The organism is Shinella sp. 838 (genome assembly GCF_029623935.1).
Taxonomy (GTDB): Bacteria; Pseudomonadota; Alphaproteobacteria; order Rhizobiales; family Rhizobiaceae; genus Shinella.
Map to the genome: position 1 here is coordinate 863,972 of NZ_JARSBQ010000001.1, position 14,117 is coordinate 878,088.

The 14,117-nt window shown below is 65.9% G+C and carries 11 protein-coding genes; 9 read left to right on the top strand and 2 right to left on the bottom strand.

Annotated elements, in window-relative coordinates; genetic code table 11:
* Positions 1-64 precede the first annotated feature (64 nt).
* The 8 genes from P9A16_RS04130 to P9A16_RS04165 all read left to right on the top strand — a co-directional run bounded on the left by P9A16_RS04130 (position 65) and on the right by P9A16_RS04165 (position 11,407).
* Positions 65-1,693 carry a sensor histidine kinase gene (locus P9A16_RS04130; protein ID WP_037406919.1) on the top strand — a complete coding sequence of 543 codons (1,629 nt, stop codon included), beginning with the start codon at positions 65-67 and terminating at the stop codon, positions 1,691-1,693.
* Positions 1,690-2,286 (top strand): response regulator transcription factor, encoded by a 597-nt coding sequence (locus tag P9A16_RS04135; protein WP_023514347.1) that lies wholly within the window; start codon positions 1,690-1,692, stop codon positions 2,284-2,286. Before P9A16_RS04130 ends, P9A16_RS04135 begins: the two co-directional genes overlap by 4 nt.
* A gap of 107 nt (positions 2,287-2,393) precedes the next feature.
* Entirely contained in the window at positions 2,394-2,879 is a 486-nt protein-coding gene (locus tag P9A16_RS04140; protein ID WP_023514348.1) for a GlcG/HbpS family heme-binding protein, read from the top strand.
* Positions 2,880-3,034: 155 nt separating this feature from the next.
* Complete coding sequence (gene bcsN, locus P9A16_RS04145; protein WP_051758642.1) at positions 3,035-4,006, top strand: cellulose biosynthesis protein BcsN; 972 nt, start codon at positions 3,035-3,037, stop codon at positions 4,004-4,006.
* Positions 4,007-4,095: 89 nt separating this feature from the next.
* Entirely contained in the window at positions 4,096-6,267 is a 2,172-nt protein-coding gene (bcsA, locus tag P9A16_RS04150) for a UDP-forming cellulose synthase catalytic subunit (protein WP_024270485.1), read from the top strand.
* Positions 6,264-8,615 (top strand): cellulose biosynthesis cyclic di-GMP-binding regulatory protein BcsB, encoded by a 2,352-nt coding sequence (locus P9A16_RS04155; protein WP_278025556.1) that lies wholly within the window; start codon positions 6,264-6,266, stop codon positions 8,613-8,615. The genes bcsA and P9A16_RS04155 overlap by 4 nt, the downstream gene beginning before the upstream one ends.
* A gap of 207 nt (positions 8,616-8,822) precedes the next feature.
* Positions 8,823-10,994, top strand: coding sequence for a hypothetical protein (locus tag P9A16_RS04160; RefSeq protein WP_023513318.1), 2,172 nt, complete (start codon positions 8,823-8,825; stop codon positions 10,992-10,994).
* A 35-nt stretch (positions 10,995-11,029) separates the two neighbouring features.
* On the top strand, positions 11,030-11,407 hold the full coding sequence (locus P9A16_RS04165) for a hypothetical protein (protein ID WP_023513319.1): 378 nt from the start codon (positions 11,030-11,032) through the stop codon (positions 11,405-11,407).
* 28 nt (positions 11,408-11,435) lie between these two features.
* Here the strand turns inward: P9A16_RS04165 and P9A16_RS04170 are convergent, their stop codons facing one another.
* Both P9A16_RS04170 and P9A16_RS04175 read right to left on the bottom strand, forming a co-directional pair.
* Positions 11,436-12,095, bottom strand: a complete 660-nt coding sequence (locus tag P9A16_RS04170; protein WP_023513320.1) for a glutathione S-transferase family protein — start codon at positions 12,093-12,095, stop codon at positions 11,436-11,438.
* 63 nt (positions 12,096-12,158) lie between these two features.
* Complete coding sequence (locus P9A16_RS04175) at positions 12,159-12,302, bottom strand: hypothetical protein (RefSeq protein WP_023513321.1); 144 nt, start codon at positions 12,300-12,302, stop codon at positions 12,159-12,161.
* A gap of 161 nt (positions 12,303-12,463) precedes the next feature.
* Between P9A16_RS04175 and P9A16_RS04180 the strand changes: the two genes are divergently transcribed.
* Positions 12,464-14,110: a phosphoethanolamine transferase gene (locus tag P9A16_RS04180; protein ID WP_037406938.1), complete on the top strand. Its 1,647-nt coding sequence runs from the start codon at positions 12,464-12,466 to the stop codon at positions 14,108-14,110.
* Positions 14,111-14,117: the final 7 nt, after the last annotated feature.

Sequence of the window (14,117 nt, forward strand, 5' to 3'; positions counted from 1 at the left end):
TCGCCGGCAGGTTCCAGGCCGATATCCGTGGTGCTGCGGATCGCCAAGGCGCCGGGGAGGCCCTATGATGGTCTTCCCGATCCCTGACGCGGCTTCATTCCGGATGCGTGCACGCCTGACCTTTCTTCGTTCCTCGGCCGCCCTTGCCGGCGGCTGGTTGCTGTTGCTTGCCGCCTTCGGCCTCTATTCGGCTTGGAGCCACCGGCAGGCGCTGGAACTTGAAGTTTCCGAGAGCGGCCGCGCGCTGCAAAGGGTGATCTCGCAGCGCGTCGCGCAGCACGACGCACACCTGACGAGCCTCAGTGCCCTCGGGCTTGCGCAGGCGCAGCCGTCGGAGGATTTCGATCTCGTCGCAAAATCCATCCTGCGCTTTTATCCGCGCATCGTCGCGATCGACCTCGTCGATCTGAGGGCGGGTGAGGGGGCGGGCATCGTGAGTTCGGCGACATCCGCCGATGGTGCGACGGCAAGTCCGGAAGCGGTTTCGCAGGCCGTGGAGGCGCTTACCCCCGGGAAGGCTGCCTTCGGCGCGGATGCGCGGCCCGGCCACTATCGCCTGATGAAGCGCATGAACGACACCATGGCCGTCAGCCTCGATATCGATGGGGCAAAGCTCGTCGAGGGCGAGGAGCTGCCGCGCTGGGCCACGCTCCGGCTGGCGATGGGCGAGGGCACGGTGCTGGAGACGGGGGTGGCGCAGCCCGCGGATTCGAGTTTCCTGGCTCGCACCATCCGTTTCGAGGCGCCGATCGCCAGTGCCACGCAGCCTCTCAGGCTTTCGCTGCAGCGGCATGTCACGCTGGCGGCGCTGCTTCCGCCGCTGCCGCTCGCGCTCTTCGCTGTCCTCTCGCTTGCCGGGCTCGTGCTCGTGCGCTCGCTTTTACGCCACCGGCAGGAGGCGGCGCTGGCACGGGAGGCGGCGGAGGCGGCTGCGCGGCGCGAAGCGCTGCGCCAGCACGAGACGAAGCTCGCCCATGCCCTGCGCATCAACAGCATGGGCGAAATGGCCTCGGGCATTGCCCATGAATTGACCCAGCCGCTGACGGCGCTGCTCAGCCAGAGCCAGGCAGGCCGGCGCATTGCCGCCGCCGCCGGTCTCGCGGATACGCCAATCGACAGCGTGCTTGCCGCCAATGTGCTGCAGGCCAAGCGTGCGGCCGATATTCTGGTGCGTCTGCGCGCCTATGTCGGCAAGAGTGCATTGGAGGCCGGCCTGCACGATCTTTCCCGCCACGTCGCCGATATCGTCGCCCTGTCGCGCATCGACCTCGACCGGCGCGGCATCGCGCTCGATGTCGATCTGCCGGAAGCCCCGGCGCTGGCGCGGGTCGATCCGGTGGAGATCGAGCAGGTCATCCACAACCTCATCCGCAACGCGGCCGATGCGGTGGGCGAGGCAGGGCGGTCGGACGGACGGGTGCGTGTGGCGCTTATGCCGGAGGCGGCGGGTTACGCGATCCGCGTCTTCGACAACGGCACCGGCATCGCGCCGGATATCCAGCCCCGGCTGTTCGAACCGTTCTTCTCGAGCAAGCCTGACGGCATGGGGCTGGGGCTCAGCCTGTGCGAAAGCATCGTCGAGCGTTTCGACGGCAGCATTTCGGCGGAAAACGGGGCGGCTGGCGGCGCTGTCTTCACCGTAAGGCTCCCGGCGGCAGAGGACGTGCAGAAACGGGAAGAGGCAGCGGAATGACGATGGCGCCTGTCTATCTGGTCGATGACGACGAGGGCGTGCGCAGCGCACTCTCGCTTTTGCTCGGCACCTACGGCATCCGCATCGAGACCTTCGGAGATCCTACCGCCTTTCTCGCCCGCGCGCCGAAACTCAGGCCCGGCGTTCTGCTGCTCGACCTGCGCATGCCAGCGATCACGGGCCTGCAATTGCACGAGAAGCTTGCGGCCATCGGCTGCGACTGGCCGACGATCATCTGCACCGGCCATGGCGACGTGCATGCCTGCCGGCGCGCCTTCAAGGCCGGCGTCGTCGATTTTCTCACCAAGCCGATCGACGAGCAGGTGCTGGTCGAGGCGCTGCAACAGGCCTCTGGTGCACTGGATGTGCATGCCGAACGGGCCGAGGCGGTAAAACTGGTGGCGCAGCTCACCGACCGCGAGCGCGAGGTGCTGGACATGGTCGGGCGCGGCTGGTCGACAAAGGAGATCGCCGAAGCCCTGCAGCTGTCGCCCCGCACGGTCGATACGCATCGGGCCAACATCGCCCAGAAGCTCGGCACGACCTCGGTCGCGGAGTTCGCGCGCCTTTCCCTGATCGGGCAGACTCCGTAGTCCTACGGACCCCGCTCCGTCCGTCCACCGATACCGTCCGGGCCGGAAATCTCCGAAAAGAGGGTCGTCGCCGCCAGCAAGACCGAGCGGCCCAGATGGAGATAGACATGAAGACCTTCGTTGCTGCCGCTTTTGCCGCTCTCACGCTTGCCGGCGCTGCCCAGGCGGAAATCCTCACCGAGCGCAACATGCCGCTCGACATCGCCGTTGAGGCCGCCGATGCCGCTGTGAAGGCCTGCGCTGCCAAGAAATTCAACGTATCGGTTGCCGTCGTCGATCGCGCCGGCGTCACCCGCGCCGTCCTGCGTGCCGACCGTGCCGGCCCGCACACCCTCGACAGCGCCGTCCGCAAGGCTTTCACCGCCGCCTCGATGCGCACGCCGACCCAGAAGATCGCCGAAAATGTCGGCAAGAACCCGGCTGCTGCCCAGCTCGTTTCGATCGAGGGCCTGCTGGTGCTGGCCGGCGGCGTGCCGGTCAAGGCTGGTGAAGAGACGATCGGCGGCATCGGCGTCGGCGGCGCTCCGAGCGGCGACATCGACGACGAATGCGCCCGCGCCGGCATCGAGGCTGTCAGCGCCAAGCTGAAGTAAGATATTAAGTGACAGGAAAGCCCCGGCATCGTGCGGATGCCGGGGCTTTTTGCCGTCTGGATGCCTCCAGGTTCCGCCTGCTTGAAGCGGATCCCGGGGGCATGTGGCGGGAAATGGGGATTCCTATTCGCGTCCGGGCGAAATATGAGTGCTGCATGGATGATTCGGCGGCGATTCGTTTTTCCGGTCGTGGCGGCGGGGTGTTCCAGGGGAGCGTCCTGCTTGCGACCTGCGCGGCAGCAGTGCTGGCCGCCGGCTGCGCAGCGCGGCCGGGTCCCGGTGTTGCGACCCTTTCCACGACCGTTCCGGCGTCGAGCGCTCTGGTGCTGCCGGCTCCCGGCACGCTTTCGATCGTCAGCGTGATCCAGCGGCAATATACCAATGCGATCGAACAGCAGATCGCGCTTTCCACCTCTGCGGCGACATCCGGCCAGAATTTCATCAGCATCCAGGCCTTCGGTCCGGCCGAGACGGTGGCGATGCCTGGTGGCACGCTCGCCTTCAAGCCGGTGCAGCATTCGGCGATCCGCGGCGAGATGCGCGCGGCACTGCCCGGCCGTGCTCTCGCGATCTCGTCGAATTTCGTGCGCAACGGCTATGGCCCGTTCGGCTACGCCTACGGGCGGGGTGCCGGCGACGATGGCTGCCTCTATGGCTGGCAGCAGATCCGCGCGGACGAGACGGATCGCAGCAAGCTCAACAGCAACGGTTCGATCCAGATCCGCCTGCGCGTCTGCCAGTCCGGCGCCGGCGAGAAGGAGCTGGTCGAGATGATGTACGGCTATACCGTCGTCGGCGGCTTTTCCGGGGCGACCTGGAACCCTTACGGCACACCGCCTTCTGTCGACAGCGGGATCGGCGGCGGGGAGCCGCTGCGGGTTGCGATCGAGGAGCGCAAGGCGCCGGCAAAGGTTGTCGTGGAGAGCGATGCGCGCGTGCCGGCGGTCCGCCGCCAGACGACGGAAAGGAAGCCCGTGCTGCGGCGTACGGATACGCTCGACAGGGGCGATACCGTCATCGTGCCGTCGCCAACGGGTGGTGCCGTCTCGGAAACCGAGGGAGAGGCCGTGGTGGTGCCGTCGCCCGTTTGTGTTACGTCGGCTTCAGGATCTGCAACTTGTAATTGATGGAAGGGTTGTGCTGCCTAATTTCTCCTTAACAAAATGGTGCGTAAGGTTTTCTCGAATGAGCGCGCTATGATGGCGAAGGACGGCGTATGAGACATATCGGCACGATTCTCCTGTGGGCGCTGGTCTCTGCCCTGGTGATGCTCGTTATCACCCTGCCCATCAATCTGCAGACGCAACTTATCGCCAGCATCGCTGTTGTCACCTTCATGGCGGTTATCAAGGTGCTGCGCGCCGAGGGCATCTGGCGGCTGATCGCGCTCGCCTTCGGCACGGCTGTGGTGCTGCGCTACGTCTACTGGCGCACCACAAGCACGCTGCCGCCCCTGAACCAGCTGGAAAACTTCATTCCGGGCTTCCTGCTCTATCTGGCGGAAATGTACAGCGTGATGATGCTGGCGCTCAGCCTCTTCGTCGTGGCGATGCCCCTGCCGCCGCGCAAGAGCCGGCTGGCGGAGGAGGGCAGGCTGCCCTCCGTCGACGTCTTCGTGCCGAGTTATAACGAGGATATCGGCCTTCTCGCCAACACGCTCGCCGCCGCCAAGGCGATGGACTATCCGGCGGACAAGCTCACCGTGTGGCTGCTCGACGATGGCGGCACGGAGCAGAAGCGCAATGCCGCGGCGGTGATCGAGGCGCAGACGGCCGAGGCCCGCCACCGCGAGCTTCAGACGCTCTGCCGCGATCTCGGCGTCAACTATCTGACCCGCGCCCGCAACGAGCATGCCAAGGCCGGCAACATGAACAACGGCATGCAGCACTCGACCGGCGAGCTGATCGCCGTTTTCGATGCGGACCACGCACCCGCCCGCGATTTTCTGCGCGAGACCGTCGGCTATTTTGCGGACGACCCGAAACTCTTCCTCGTCCAGACCCCGCACTTCTTCCTCAATCCGGATCCGCTGGAGCGGAACCTGCGCACCTTCGAGACGATGCCGAGCGAGAACGAGATGTTCTACGGCATCATCCAGCGCGGCCTCGACAAGTGGAACGCCGCCTTCTTCTGCGGCTCGGCCGCCGTGCTGCGGCGCACAGCGCTCAACGAGGCGGGCGGCTTCTCCGGCCTTTCCATCACCGAGGACTGCGAGACGGCGCTGGCGCTGCATTCGCGCGGCTGGAACAGCGTCTATGTCGACAAGCCGCTGATCGCCGGGCTGCAGCCCGCCACCTTCGCCAGCTTCATCGGCCAGCGCAGCCGCTGGGCGCAGGGCATGATGCAGATCCTGCGATTCCGTTTCCCGCTGTTCAAGCGCGGGCTCTCGCTGGCGCAGCGGCTCTGCTACATGTCGTCCATGCTGTTCTGGCTGTTCCCGTTCCCGCGAACCATCTTCCTCTTCGCACCGCTCTTCTACCTGTTCTTCGATCTGGAAATCTTCACGGCCTCCGGCGGCGAATTCCTCGGCTACACGCTCGCCTACATGCTCGTGAACCTGATGATGCAGAACTATCTCTACGGTTCGTTCCGCTGGCCCTGGATTTCCGAGCTCTACGAATATGTGCAGAGCGTGCATCTCCTGCCCGCCGTCGTATCGGTCATGCTCAACCCGACCAAGCCGACCTTCAAGGTGACGGCAAAGGACGAGTCGATCCGCGAATCGCGGCTTTCGGAGATCAGCCGGCCGTTCTTCGTCATCTTCGCCGTGCTGTTCGTCGCCTTCCTCATGAGCATCTACCGCTTCTATTCGGAGCCCTACAAGGCGGACGTCACCTTCGTCGTCGGCGGTTGGAACCTGCTTAACCTCATCATCGCGGGCTGCGCGCTCGGCGTCGTGTCGGAACGCAGCGAGCGGGCGGCGAGCCGGCGTGTGACGGTCAAGCGGCGCTGCACGTTCATCATCGACGGCCGCGAATATCCCTCGACGCTGGAAAATGTCTCGGCCAACGGCGCGCGGGTGCAGGTCTTCGGGCTGGAGCCGGATCTGGCGACGGGGGCGCGCTGCCAACTGCGTTTCACGCCTTACGGCGCGCACTACGAGGAGGCCCTGCCGGTCGACGTGCGCAATGTCGAAAACCTCGGCAGCGTGAGCGCCGTCGGCTGCCGCTTCATGCCGGAAGTGGCGCGGCACCATTCGCTCGTCGCCGACCTGATCTTCGCCAATTCCAACCAGTGGAGCGACTTCCAGGTCTCGCGCCGCTACAATCCCGGCCTCTTCCGCGGGACCCTCTGGTTCCTCGGCATCGCCCTTTACCAAACGAGCCGCGGGCTTCTCTATTTCGCGCGCAGCCTCGGCGGCGCTCGCAAGGGGGAGACGACATCGTGAACGTCCTCACCGTCAAGGCCGTCTTTGCCGGCCTCGCCTTCGCCCTGTCCGCATCCGTCGCCCTGGCGCAGGATACGTCCGTTCCTTTCGACATGTCCGGCGAACGCGGTCCGACCATCGAAAAGACGCCCAAGGTGGAGGGCAGCACGCCCACCGCGCAGGAAACGAAGCAGCCGGAGAAGAAGGCCGCGACGCCGGATCTCGGTCTCCGGCGCTACATCATTTCCGCGAAATCGCTGCTTCTGGAAGGGGAGGTCGCAAGCCATTCCTTCCCGCTTTTCCTGACCCCGCAGCAAGCGGGCAGCGCGACGACGATCAATCTCGGCTACTCCAATGCCGTCGTGGTGGCCCCGGAAATCTCGCGGCTCAGCGTCATCGTCAACGATGCGGTCGTCGGCGAGGTTCCGGTCCAGTCGGCGGAGGGCGTCAAGGACGTGCGCTTCGACCTGCCGGCCGGCCTGCTTCGCCCCGGCATCAACCGGGTGACCTTCAACGCGGTGCACCGGCACCGGACGGATTGCACGATCCGCTCGACCTATGACCTTTGGACGTCGCTCGACCCGTCCCGCACCTATCTGACGGTGCCGCGCGACACGAGTGGCCGCCTGCTGACGACCGACGACATCGCCGCCATCGGCCTCGGGCCGACGGGGCAGACGAAGTTCGTCATGGTCGTGCCGGAAATGGGCCAGCCCGTTGCCACCAATGCGCTGATGCGGCTCAGCCAGGGCCTTGCGCTGATGGCGAAGATGCCCAACCAGACATTCGATCTGACGGACACGCTGCCGGCGACGGCAGGTGCCGGTGAGCTGACGGTGCTGGTCGGCACGGCCGGCGATCTCGCGCCGCTGTTGCCGGGCCTGCCGGCGACGGCGCGCTCCTCGGCTGTCGCCACCTTCGTCGATGCGCCGGCCGGCGATCGCAAGGTCTTCGTCGTCAGCGGTCCGGACTGGCCGTCGATCGAGGGGGCCGTGGAAGGCATGGTCTCGCCCATCGACCGGCCGCTCGGCGTGACGCGCGAGGCGCTCAGCGTGCGCCAGCGCAACGGCACCGACATGCCGCTCCTGTCCGGCGAGACGTCTCTCAGCTTTTCCGCGCTCGGCGTGCGCACCGGCGAGTTCAGCGGCCGGCGCTATCGTACCGGCTTCGACATCGGCATCCCCCCGGATTTCTACGCGGATGCCTACGGCGAGGCGACGTTGCTGCTCGATGCCGCCTATTCGCCGGAAGTGCTGCCCGGCAGCCATATCGACATCTATGTGAACGGCAACATCGCAACGACCGTGCCGATCACCAACCGCAACGGCGGTATCTTCCGCCACCTGCCGATCCGCGTCACCATGCGGCATTTCCGGCCGGGGCCGAACCGCATCGACATCGAGACCGCGCTCCTGACGGAGGCGGACAAGATCTGCGCCCCGGGCGCGAGCGCCAGTGACGAGCCGCGCTTTGCGTTGTTCGATTCCTCGGAGTTCCGCATGCCGCGTTTTGCCCGCGTCGCGCAGCTGCCCAATCTTGCCGCGCTCTCGGGCACGGGGTTCCCCTATAACGGTCAGGTCGACCCGATGGCGCTCTACCTTGATCGCCTGGATGCGGACACGTTGTCGACGAGTGCCACCTTCCTCGGCAAGATGGCAGTCTCGAGCGGGCGGGCGCTGCAGGTGCGACCGGAATCCTCGGCGCTCGCCATCGGTGAGCGCAATGCCATCCTCGTCGGCACGATCTCGCAGCTTCCCCCGCTCGTGCTCGGACAGACGCATATCGCAGCCGAAAGCGCCTCCGCCTGGGGCGGGCCGGTCGATGGCGGCGGACAGCACGGCGCGACGCAGGAGGCCTTCGACGAATGGCAATCACGCGTGCGCGGCAGTTCGTGGCGCGGCCAGATTTCCGCGTTCGAGGCCTGGCTGCAGGAGACCTTCGACATCCCGCTCTCCTCGCTTCGCCTGCTGCCGGGAGCGGAGTCGCTCGTGGCGCCCGGCGATACGGCGCGCTTCCTGGTGGCGCAAGGCAACAGCCCCGATGAAAGCGCGACCTGGACCGTGCTTTCCGCACCGACGGGGGCCGATCTCAAGGCAGGGATGGTGGCGGTCGCGCAGAACGATCGCTGGCAGCAGCTTGACGGCTATGTCAGCCTGGACAGCAAGGATGTGGACGCGCTCGACACACGCCCGGTCAGCCGAACGCGCTTCGTGGCGACGCAGCCCTGGACCTTCTCCAACATGCGGCTGGTCGCGGCGAACTGGCTGTCCTCCAATATCCTCGCCTATGCGGTGGTGTTCTGCGTGCTGTCTATCCTGCTCGGCATTGCCACATCCGGCCTTCTGCGCCGCTTCGGTAGGGAAGTCTGAGGGCGCGTGTTTACCGTCGGTTAACCCTATCGGGGTTTTATCACGATTGGTTGGCTCATCCGGGGGACAGAACGACACGTCCCATCGTTCATGGCGCATGGTGTCGCTGTGGACCGTCCGGGCCGACTGAAGTGTTGCAGCGTCCCTCGTGCGTCATGACTGATGCTTGGCGCTGTGGTGGCAGTGATGGACCGAAGGAAATTCGGGATGAAGTCGATCCTCGTGGCGTTCGTCCTCGTCTCCGCCGGCGCAGCCAGCGTCGCAGGCGTATCCTTTGGCGTGCCCGCCGGTCTGGTGAAGGGCCTGCCGCACCTCGGCGCGGGCACCGACGAGGTTACCACGAACAGCCTGGATGAAGCGTCCTCCGCCCTGACCAAGCAGTCGCGCGTGGAAATCGCGCAGGCGCAGCAGGCCGGGCAGACGGCCGGGACCGGTACGGAGCCGACGGCCGTCGTGGAGCCCGTCGAGAACAAGCCGGTGGTCGACGAAAGCGCGCTGCGCTATTTCGCGGCGCGCGGCGATACGGCCCGGCTGAATGCGGAAATCGCCCGTCTGCGCACGCTCTATCCGACCTGGATACCGCCGGAAAATCCGCTTGCCGTGCCGGTCAACGAAGACCGCCAGCTCGAGGCGATGTGGGCGCTCTACGCCCAGTCGCGGTATGCCGACGTGCGCGCGGCGATCGCCAAGCGCCAGCAGGACGACCCGCAATGGACGCCGCCCGCCGATCTTGTCGATCGTCTCGACGTGGCGGAAAAGCGTGCCGAACTGGTGGCGGCTTCCAATGCCGGGCGCAGCGAGGATGTCGTGCGTCTTGGGGCGGAAACACCCAGCCTGCTCACCTGCTCGGATGCCGATGTGCTCTGGCGCGTTGCCGAAGCCTTCGTGAAGACCGAGCGCGTGCAGCGCGCCAAGGATGCCTACGGCTACATGCTCGACAATTGCTCTGACGGGCCGATCCGTATCGCGACCGTGCAGAAGGCCTCGACCCTGCTCGGCTATGCGGACATGCAGGACCTCGTCGCCCGTGAGCGGACCGGCGCCGATGGCGTCAAGGAATTCGACGTGATCCGCAACGATCTTGCCCGTCGCTTCGTCGGCGAGGGCGACGAGGATGCGACGATCACCGTGGCGCCGGCCTATCTGAAGCTCGTCGAAAAGCTGGTGACGGACGAGGGGCTCGCCTCCGACGCGCTGCTCCTCGGCTGGTATCATCTGCGGCGCGATCAGAATGCGCAGGCCGAACCCTTCTTCCGCAAGGCACGCGCCGTCGAGGATTCCGCCTCGGCTTCCCAGGGCCTCGCCCTCATCCTCCTGGCGCGCAAGATGCCCGTCGAGGCGGAGGATGTGATGTATGCCTGGCGCACGACCTCCGACCAGGCGATGCAGACCTATCTCGCGGCCACCGCCAACCTGCTGGCGCTCGATCCGCCGCCGAAGCTCGATGCCAAGGTGCTCGGTCGCATCGCGCAGGTGACGCTGGAGGAAAAACATCCCGAGACCGGCGAACAGTTCGGCTGGTATGCGCTCGCCATGGATCAGCCGGAAACGGCGGAGGAATGGTTTTCGCAGGTGCTGAAATGGAAGGCCGACTATGAGCCTGCCGCCTACGGCCTTGGCGTCGCACGGCTGAGATTGGAGGACCGCGCCGGTCTTGCCGCCGTCAAGCAGGCCTGGGCGGAGCGGTCCGAGCGCATCGCGCTGCTTGGCGAGCGCGACACGAGCGAAGAGGCTGCTCCGGTGCTGCGCGACCGGCAGGCACGGATCGCCCGCACCGAGCGCCGGGTGCCGCTGCGCGAAGTGGTCGAGGAGGTTGCGCTGAAGCCGCAGCGCGGCGCCCGCACGGTGCGCCGGATGGAGGGCGCCGTGGATTGCCGCAGCACGCGCGATCCCAGCGGTCTTTCGGCAGCAGGCGCGCTTTCGCTCGGCTGGTGCCTGATGGAAGTCAACCGGCCGCTGGAGGCCGCGCAGGCCTTCGAAGCGGCGCTGGCGGGCGAGGGGCGCACGCGCAGCGACGCCGCCTATGGCCAGAGCCTTGCCTATCTGCGGGCCGGATTGACGAGCGATGCCGCGGTCTCCGCCACCAAGGCCAGGCTCGAACAGGGCCGCGTCGCCGAATTGCAGACGGCGATCCTCGGCGATCGAGCCGTCAGCAGCTTTCGTGCGCAGCGCTATCGCGAAACGCTGGTGTTCCTGGACCAGCGCCGCCAGTACCATGCGGAGCCGGCGGACCTGATGGTGCTGCGTGCCTATGCCTACAAGAACCTCGGCATGCGCGTGGATGCCATGCGGCTGTTTGAAGCGCTGGGCGAGACCGGGCGGCAGGATGCCATTCGTGCGCTCGCCGAAATGCGCCGCGAGCGGGATGGCCGCAAGTAACGCGCTTTGGCCGTAATTCCGAGGGAGGATGATGCATGCGCCTTCGTGCCCTTGTGGTTGTTGCCTTTCCGCTGTTCGCCTCTCCGCTCGCTGCCGCCGAGGGGCGTTATGTCGTCTGCGACAACGGCCTTCGCTGCGTGAAGGCGCCTTGCCCGTCCTCGACCGCCCGCAATGTCGACAGCGGCGAGGAGTTCCGCGGTGTCTCTCCCGATATCGGCGGGCTTGCCGAGGTGGACCAGCAGCGCATCCGCGAGACGGACGCGCTTTACTACGGCCGGCTTGTGCTGCGCGGCCATGTCGAGGGCCGTGACCACGAGATTGCCGGCAGGCGCCAGGCCCTGCCGATCCTCGTCATCACCGACATCGAGGGCGAGGCCACGGCCGATGAGCGACGGCATTGCCGGGCCGGCTAGTCGCTGGGCGGAAGCCCATGAATTTTCCCTAGTCGCGATCGGGTGCCCCGAGCGGAAAGAATTTCCGGAAGGGGCGGGCTTCGTCCACGGCGCGGGCGAAGGAGGGGCGGGCGAGCAGGCGCCGGCGATAGGCGTGCACACGGGCGAAGGCCGGGTCGATGGCGTGTGTCCAGTCCGCATAGAACAGGAAGGGGGCGGCGGCGCAGTCGGCCAGTGTGAAGCGGTCGCCCGAAGCCCAGATCCGGCCGTCCATATGTGTGTCGAGCCAGGCATAGGCGCGTTCCAGCATGTCGCGTGCCTGCGCTACGCCGTAGGGATCGCGCTCGTCCTCCGACCGGATGGCGTTGAAGACGATCGTCTGCTGCGGTGTCGAGACGTAGTTGTCGAAGAAGCGGTCGAGCATGCGCACGTCGATCGCCGCTTTCGGATCGTCCGGGATGAGCTTGACCGGGCCAGGGTGATGGAGCCCGAGATATTCGATGATGATGCTCGCTTCGAGGATCGTGCGGTCGCCGTCAACGAGGATCGGGAACCGTTTTATCGGCCAGCGCCTCTCGAAATCGGCCAGCCTATCGGGATCGGTGTGGTCGAGCAGGCGGTAGTCGAAGTCGGTGCCGTTTTCATAAAGCGCCGTCAGCGCCTTCTGGCAGTAGCTGGAAAAGGGATGGGCATAGAGAACGGGTTTCATGGCAACCTCCGCAGCTGCGGATGTTGTCGCAAATCCGATTGCAAAGCACAATCGGTTTCTCCTTCAGCCTGCGCGCAGCAGCAGCACCTGACGCACGTCCTGGCCGTGCGGCCTTGAAAATTGCATCTGGGCGAGGGGGATCGCCAGAACCATGAAAACCAGGGCTGTCACGAACAGCATGCCCGGGTGCAGCAGTCTCGATTTCACGCATCACCTCATACACGACTGTGCGTCTTATCCGCTGCCAAGCTGACGCTGCGCTGAACGCGGTCGCCGGCGTCGTTCAGGCGGCTGTCAGTTTCGCGGGGCAGGGAGGGCGCGGGATGGCGGCCCGCGGGCTGCCGGAGACGCTTTCGAAAGGACATCCGATGCGCGAAACAACCGGCAAGGCCGGCTTCCCCGCCTTCTGGCGGCCGCAACTCGGCAGCATCGCCGTCAGCATCCTGACGGCGCTCTACTTGCTCGCTTTGACCAACCGCAGCTTCTGGTCGAAAGGCTGGCTCTACCTCGACGGCCGGCCGACCACGTTCTTCTCCATCGCCGTCGGCATCGCCTGCCTCTACATTGCGCTCTGTGTCGCGGTCTCCGTGAAATATGTGATGAAGCCGATCTTCATCCTGCTCATCCTGGCAAGCGCCGCGGGCGCCTGGTTCATGGACCGGTATGGCGTGATCATCGACATGGAGATGATCCGCAATGCGGCCGAGACGAACAGCGCGGAGGCCGGGCACCTCATCACCCCAGGTTTCGTTCTGCACATGCTGGTCTATGGCGTGCTGCCCTCGGCGCTCCTCGTGTGGGTCAAGGTCCGCCACAACACCTTCTTCTGGAAGCTGCGGGCCAATCTCGCGATCATCCTGCCTGCGCTGGTCATCGCGCTGGTCGCCGGCCTTTCCCATGCCCGCGTCTATGCCGCCACCGTCCGGTCGCATCACGACTGGTTCGAGACGCTGAACCCCATCGTGCCGCTCGTCACTGCCGTGCAGTTCGCCGCCGGCCAATCGGCGGATCGCAACGTGGTGGCCGCTCCGCTGGGGACGGATGCCCGCGTCGTCGATGGTCCCTTCACCGAGCGCAAGCCGCGGCTGATGGTCGTCGTTGCCGGCGAGACGGCGCGTGCCGCCAATTTCTCGCTCGGCGGCTATGAACGTGAGACCAATCCCGAGCTGAAGACGAAGGACATCCGCTACTTCGGCGATACGGCGAGCTGCGGCACGGCGACCGCGGTCTCGCTGCCCTGCATGTTCTCCGTCTACACCCGCGCCGACTATTCGCACCGCAAGGGGCTGGAGACCGAGAACCTGCTCGACGTGCTCTCCCGTGCCGGTGTCGATGTCGAATGGTGGGACAACAATACCGGCAGCAAGAAGATCGCCGCGCGCGTGAAGGAGCGTTCGCTGATCGCGGGCGGCAACCCGCGTTATTGTTCGGGCGGCGAGTGCCAGGACCAGGTGCTGCTCGACAATCTCGACGCCTGGATCGGCTCGGTGAAGAAGGACACGGTGCTCGTGCTGCATCAGATCGGCAGTCACGGCCCGTCCTATTGGCTGCGGTACCCCGGGGAATTCCGCCGCTTCAAGCCGGATTGCCGCAGCGCCGAGTTTTCCGATTGCACACGCGAGGAGATCGTCAACGCCTATGACAACACCATCGCCTATACCGACCATGTCCTTGCCGGCGTGATCGACCGGCTGCAGAAGGCGGAGGGCAGCCTCGACGTCTCCATGCTCTACATGTCCGATCACGGCGAATCGCTCGGCGAGCTCGGCCTCTATCTGCATGGTGCGCCCTACATGATCGCGCCGGGCGAGCAGACCCATGTGCCCTTCGTGCTCTGGCTCGGCAAGGATGCCAAGGCCGCCTATTCCGAAGCCTGTCTCGATGCGGAAACGCTGAAGCCGCAATCGCATGACAAGCTCTTCCATACCGTTCTGGGCATGATGCGCGTGGAAACGAAGGTGCGCGACCCCGCGCTCGACCTCATGTCATCCTGCCGGCTCGGCGCCGTTTCCTGACCGGGAT

Excerpts from the sequence above, each read along its gene's own strand:
- P9A16_RS04130 (WP_037406919.1), top strand. The coding sequence starts at position 65 with ATGATGGTCTTCCCGATCCCTGACGCGGCTTCATTCCGGATGCGTGCA.
- P9A16_RS04135 (WP_023514347.1), top strand. The coding sequence starts at position 1,690 with ATGACGATGGCGCCTGTCTATCTGGTCGATGACGACGAGGGCGTGCGC.
- P9A16_RS04140 (WP_023514348.1), top strand. The coding sequence starts at position 2,394 with ATGAAGACCTTCGTTGCTGCCGCTTTTGCCGCTCTCACGCTTGCCGGC.
- bcsN (WP_051758642.1), top strand. The coding sequence starts at position 3,035 with ATGGATGATTCGGCGGCGATTCGTTTTTCCGGTCGTGGCGGCGGGGTG.
- bcsA (WP_024270485.1), top strand. The coding sequence starts at position 4,096 with ATGAGACATATCGGCACGATTCTCCTGTGGGCGCTGGTCTCTGCCCTG.
- P9A16_RS04160 (WP_023513318.1), top strand. The coding sequence starts at position 8,823 with ATGAAGTCGATCCTCGTGGCGTTCGTCCTCGTCTCCGCCGGCGCAGCC.
- P9A16_RS04165 (WP_023513319.1), top strand. The coding sequence starts at position 11,030 with ATGCGCCTTCGTGCCCTTGTGGTTGTTGCCTTTCCGCTGTTCGCCTCT.
- P9A16_RS04170 (WP_023513320.1), bottom strand. The coding sequence starts at position 12,095 with ATGAAACCCGTTCTCTATGCCCATCCCTTTTCCAGCTACTGCCAGAAG.
- P9A16_RS04180 (WP_037406938.1), top strand. The coding sequence starts at position 12,464 with ATGCGCGAAACAACCGGCAAGGCCGGCTTCCCCGCCTTCTGGCGGCCG.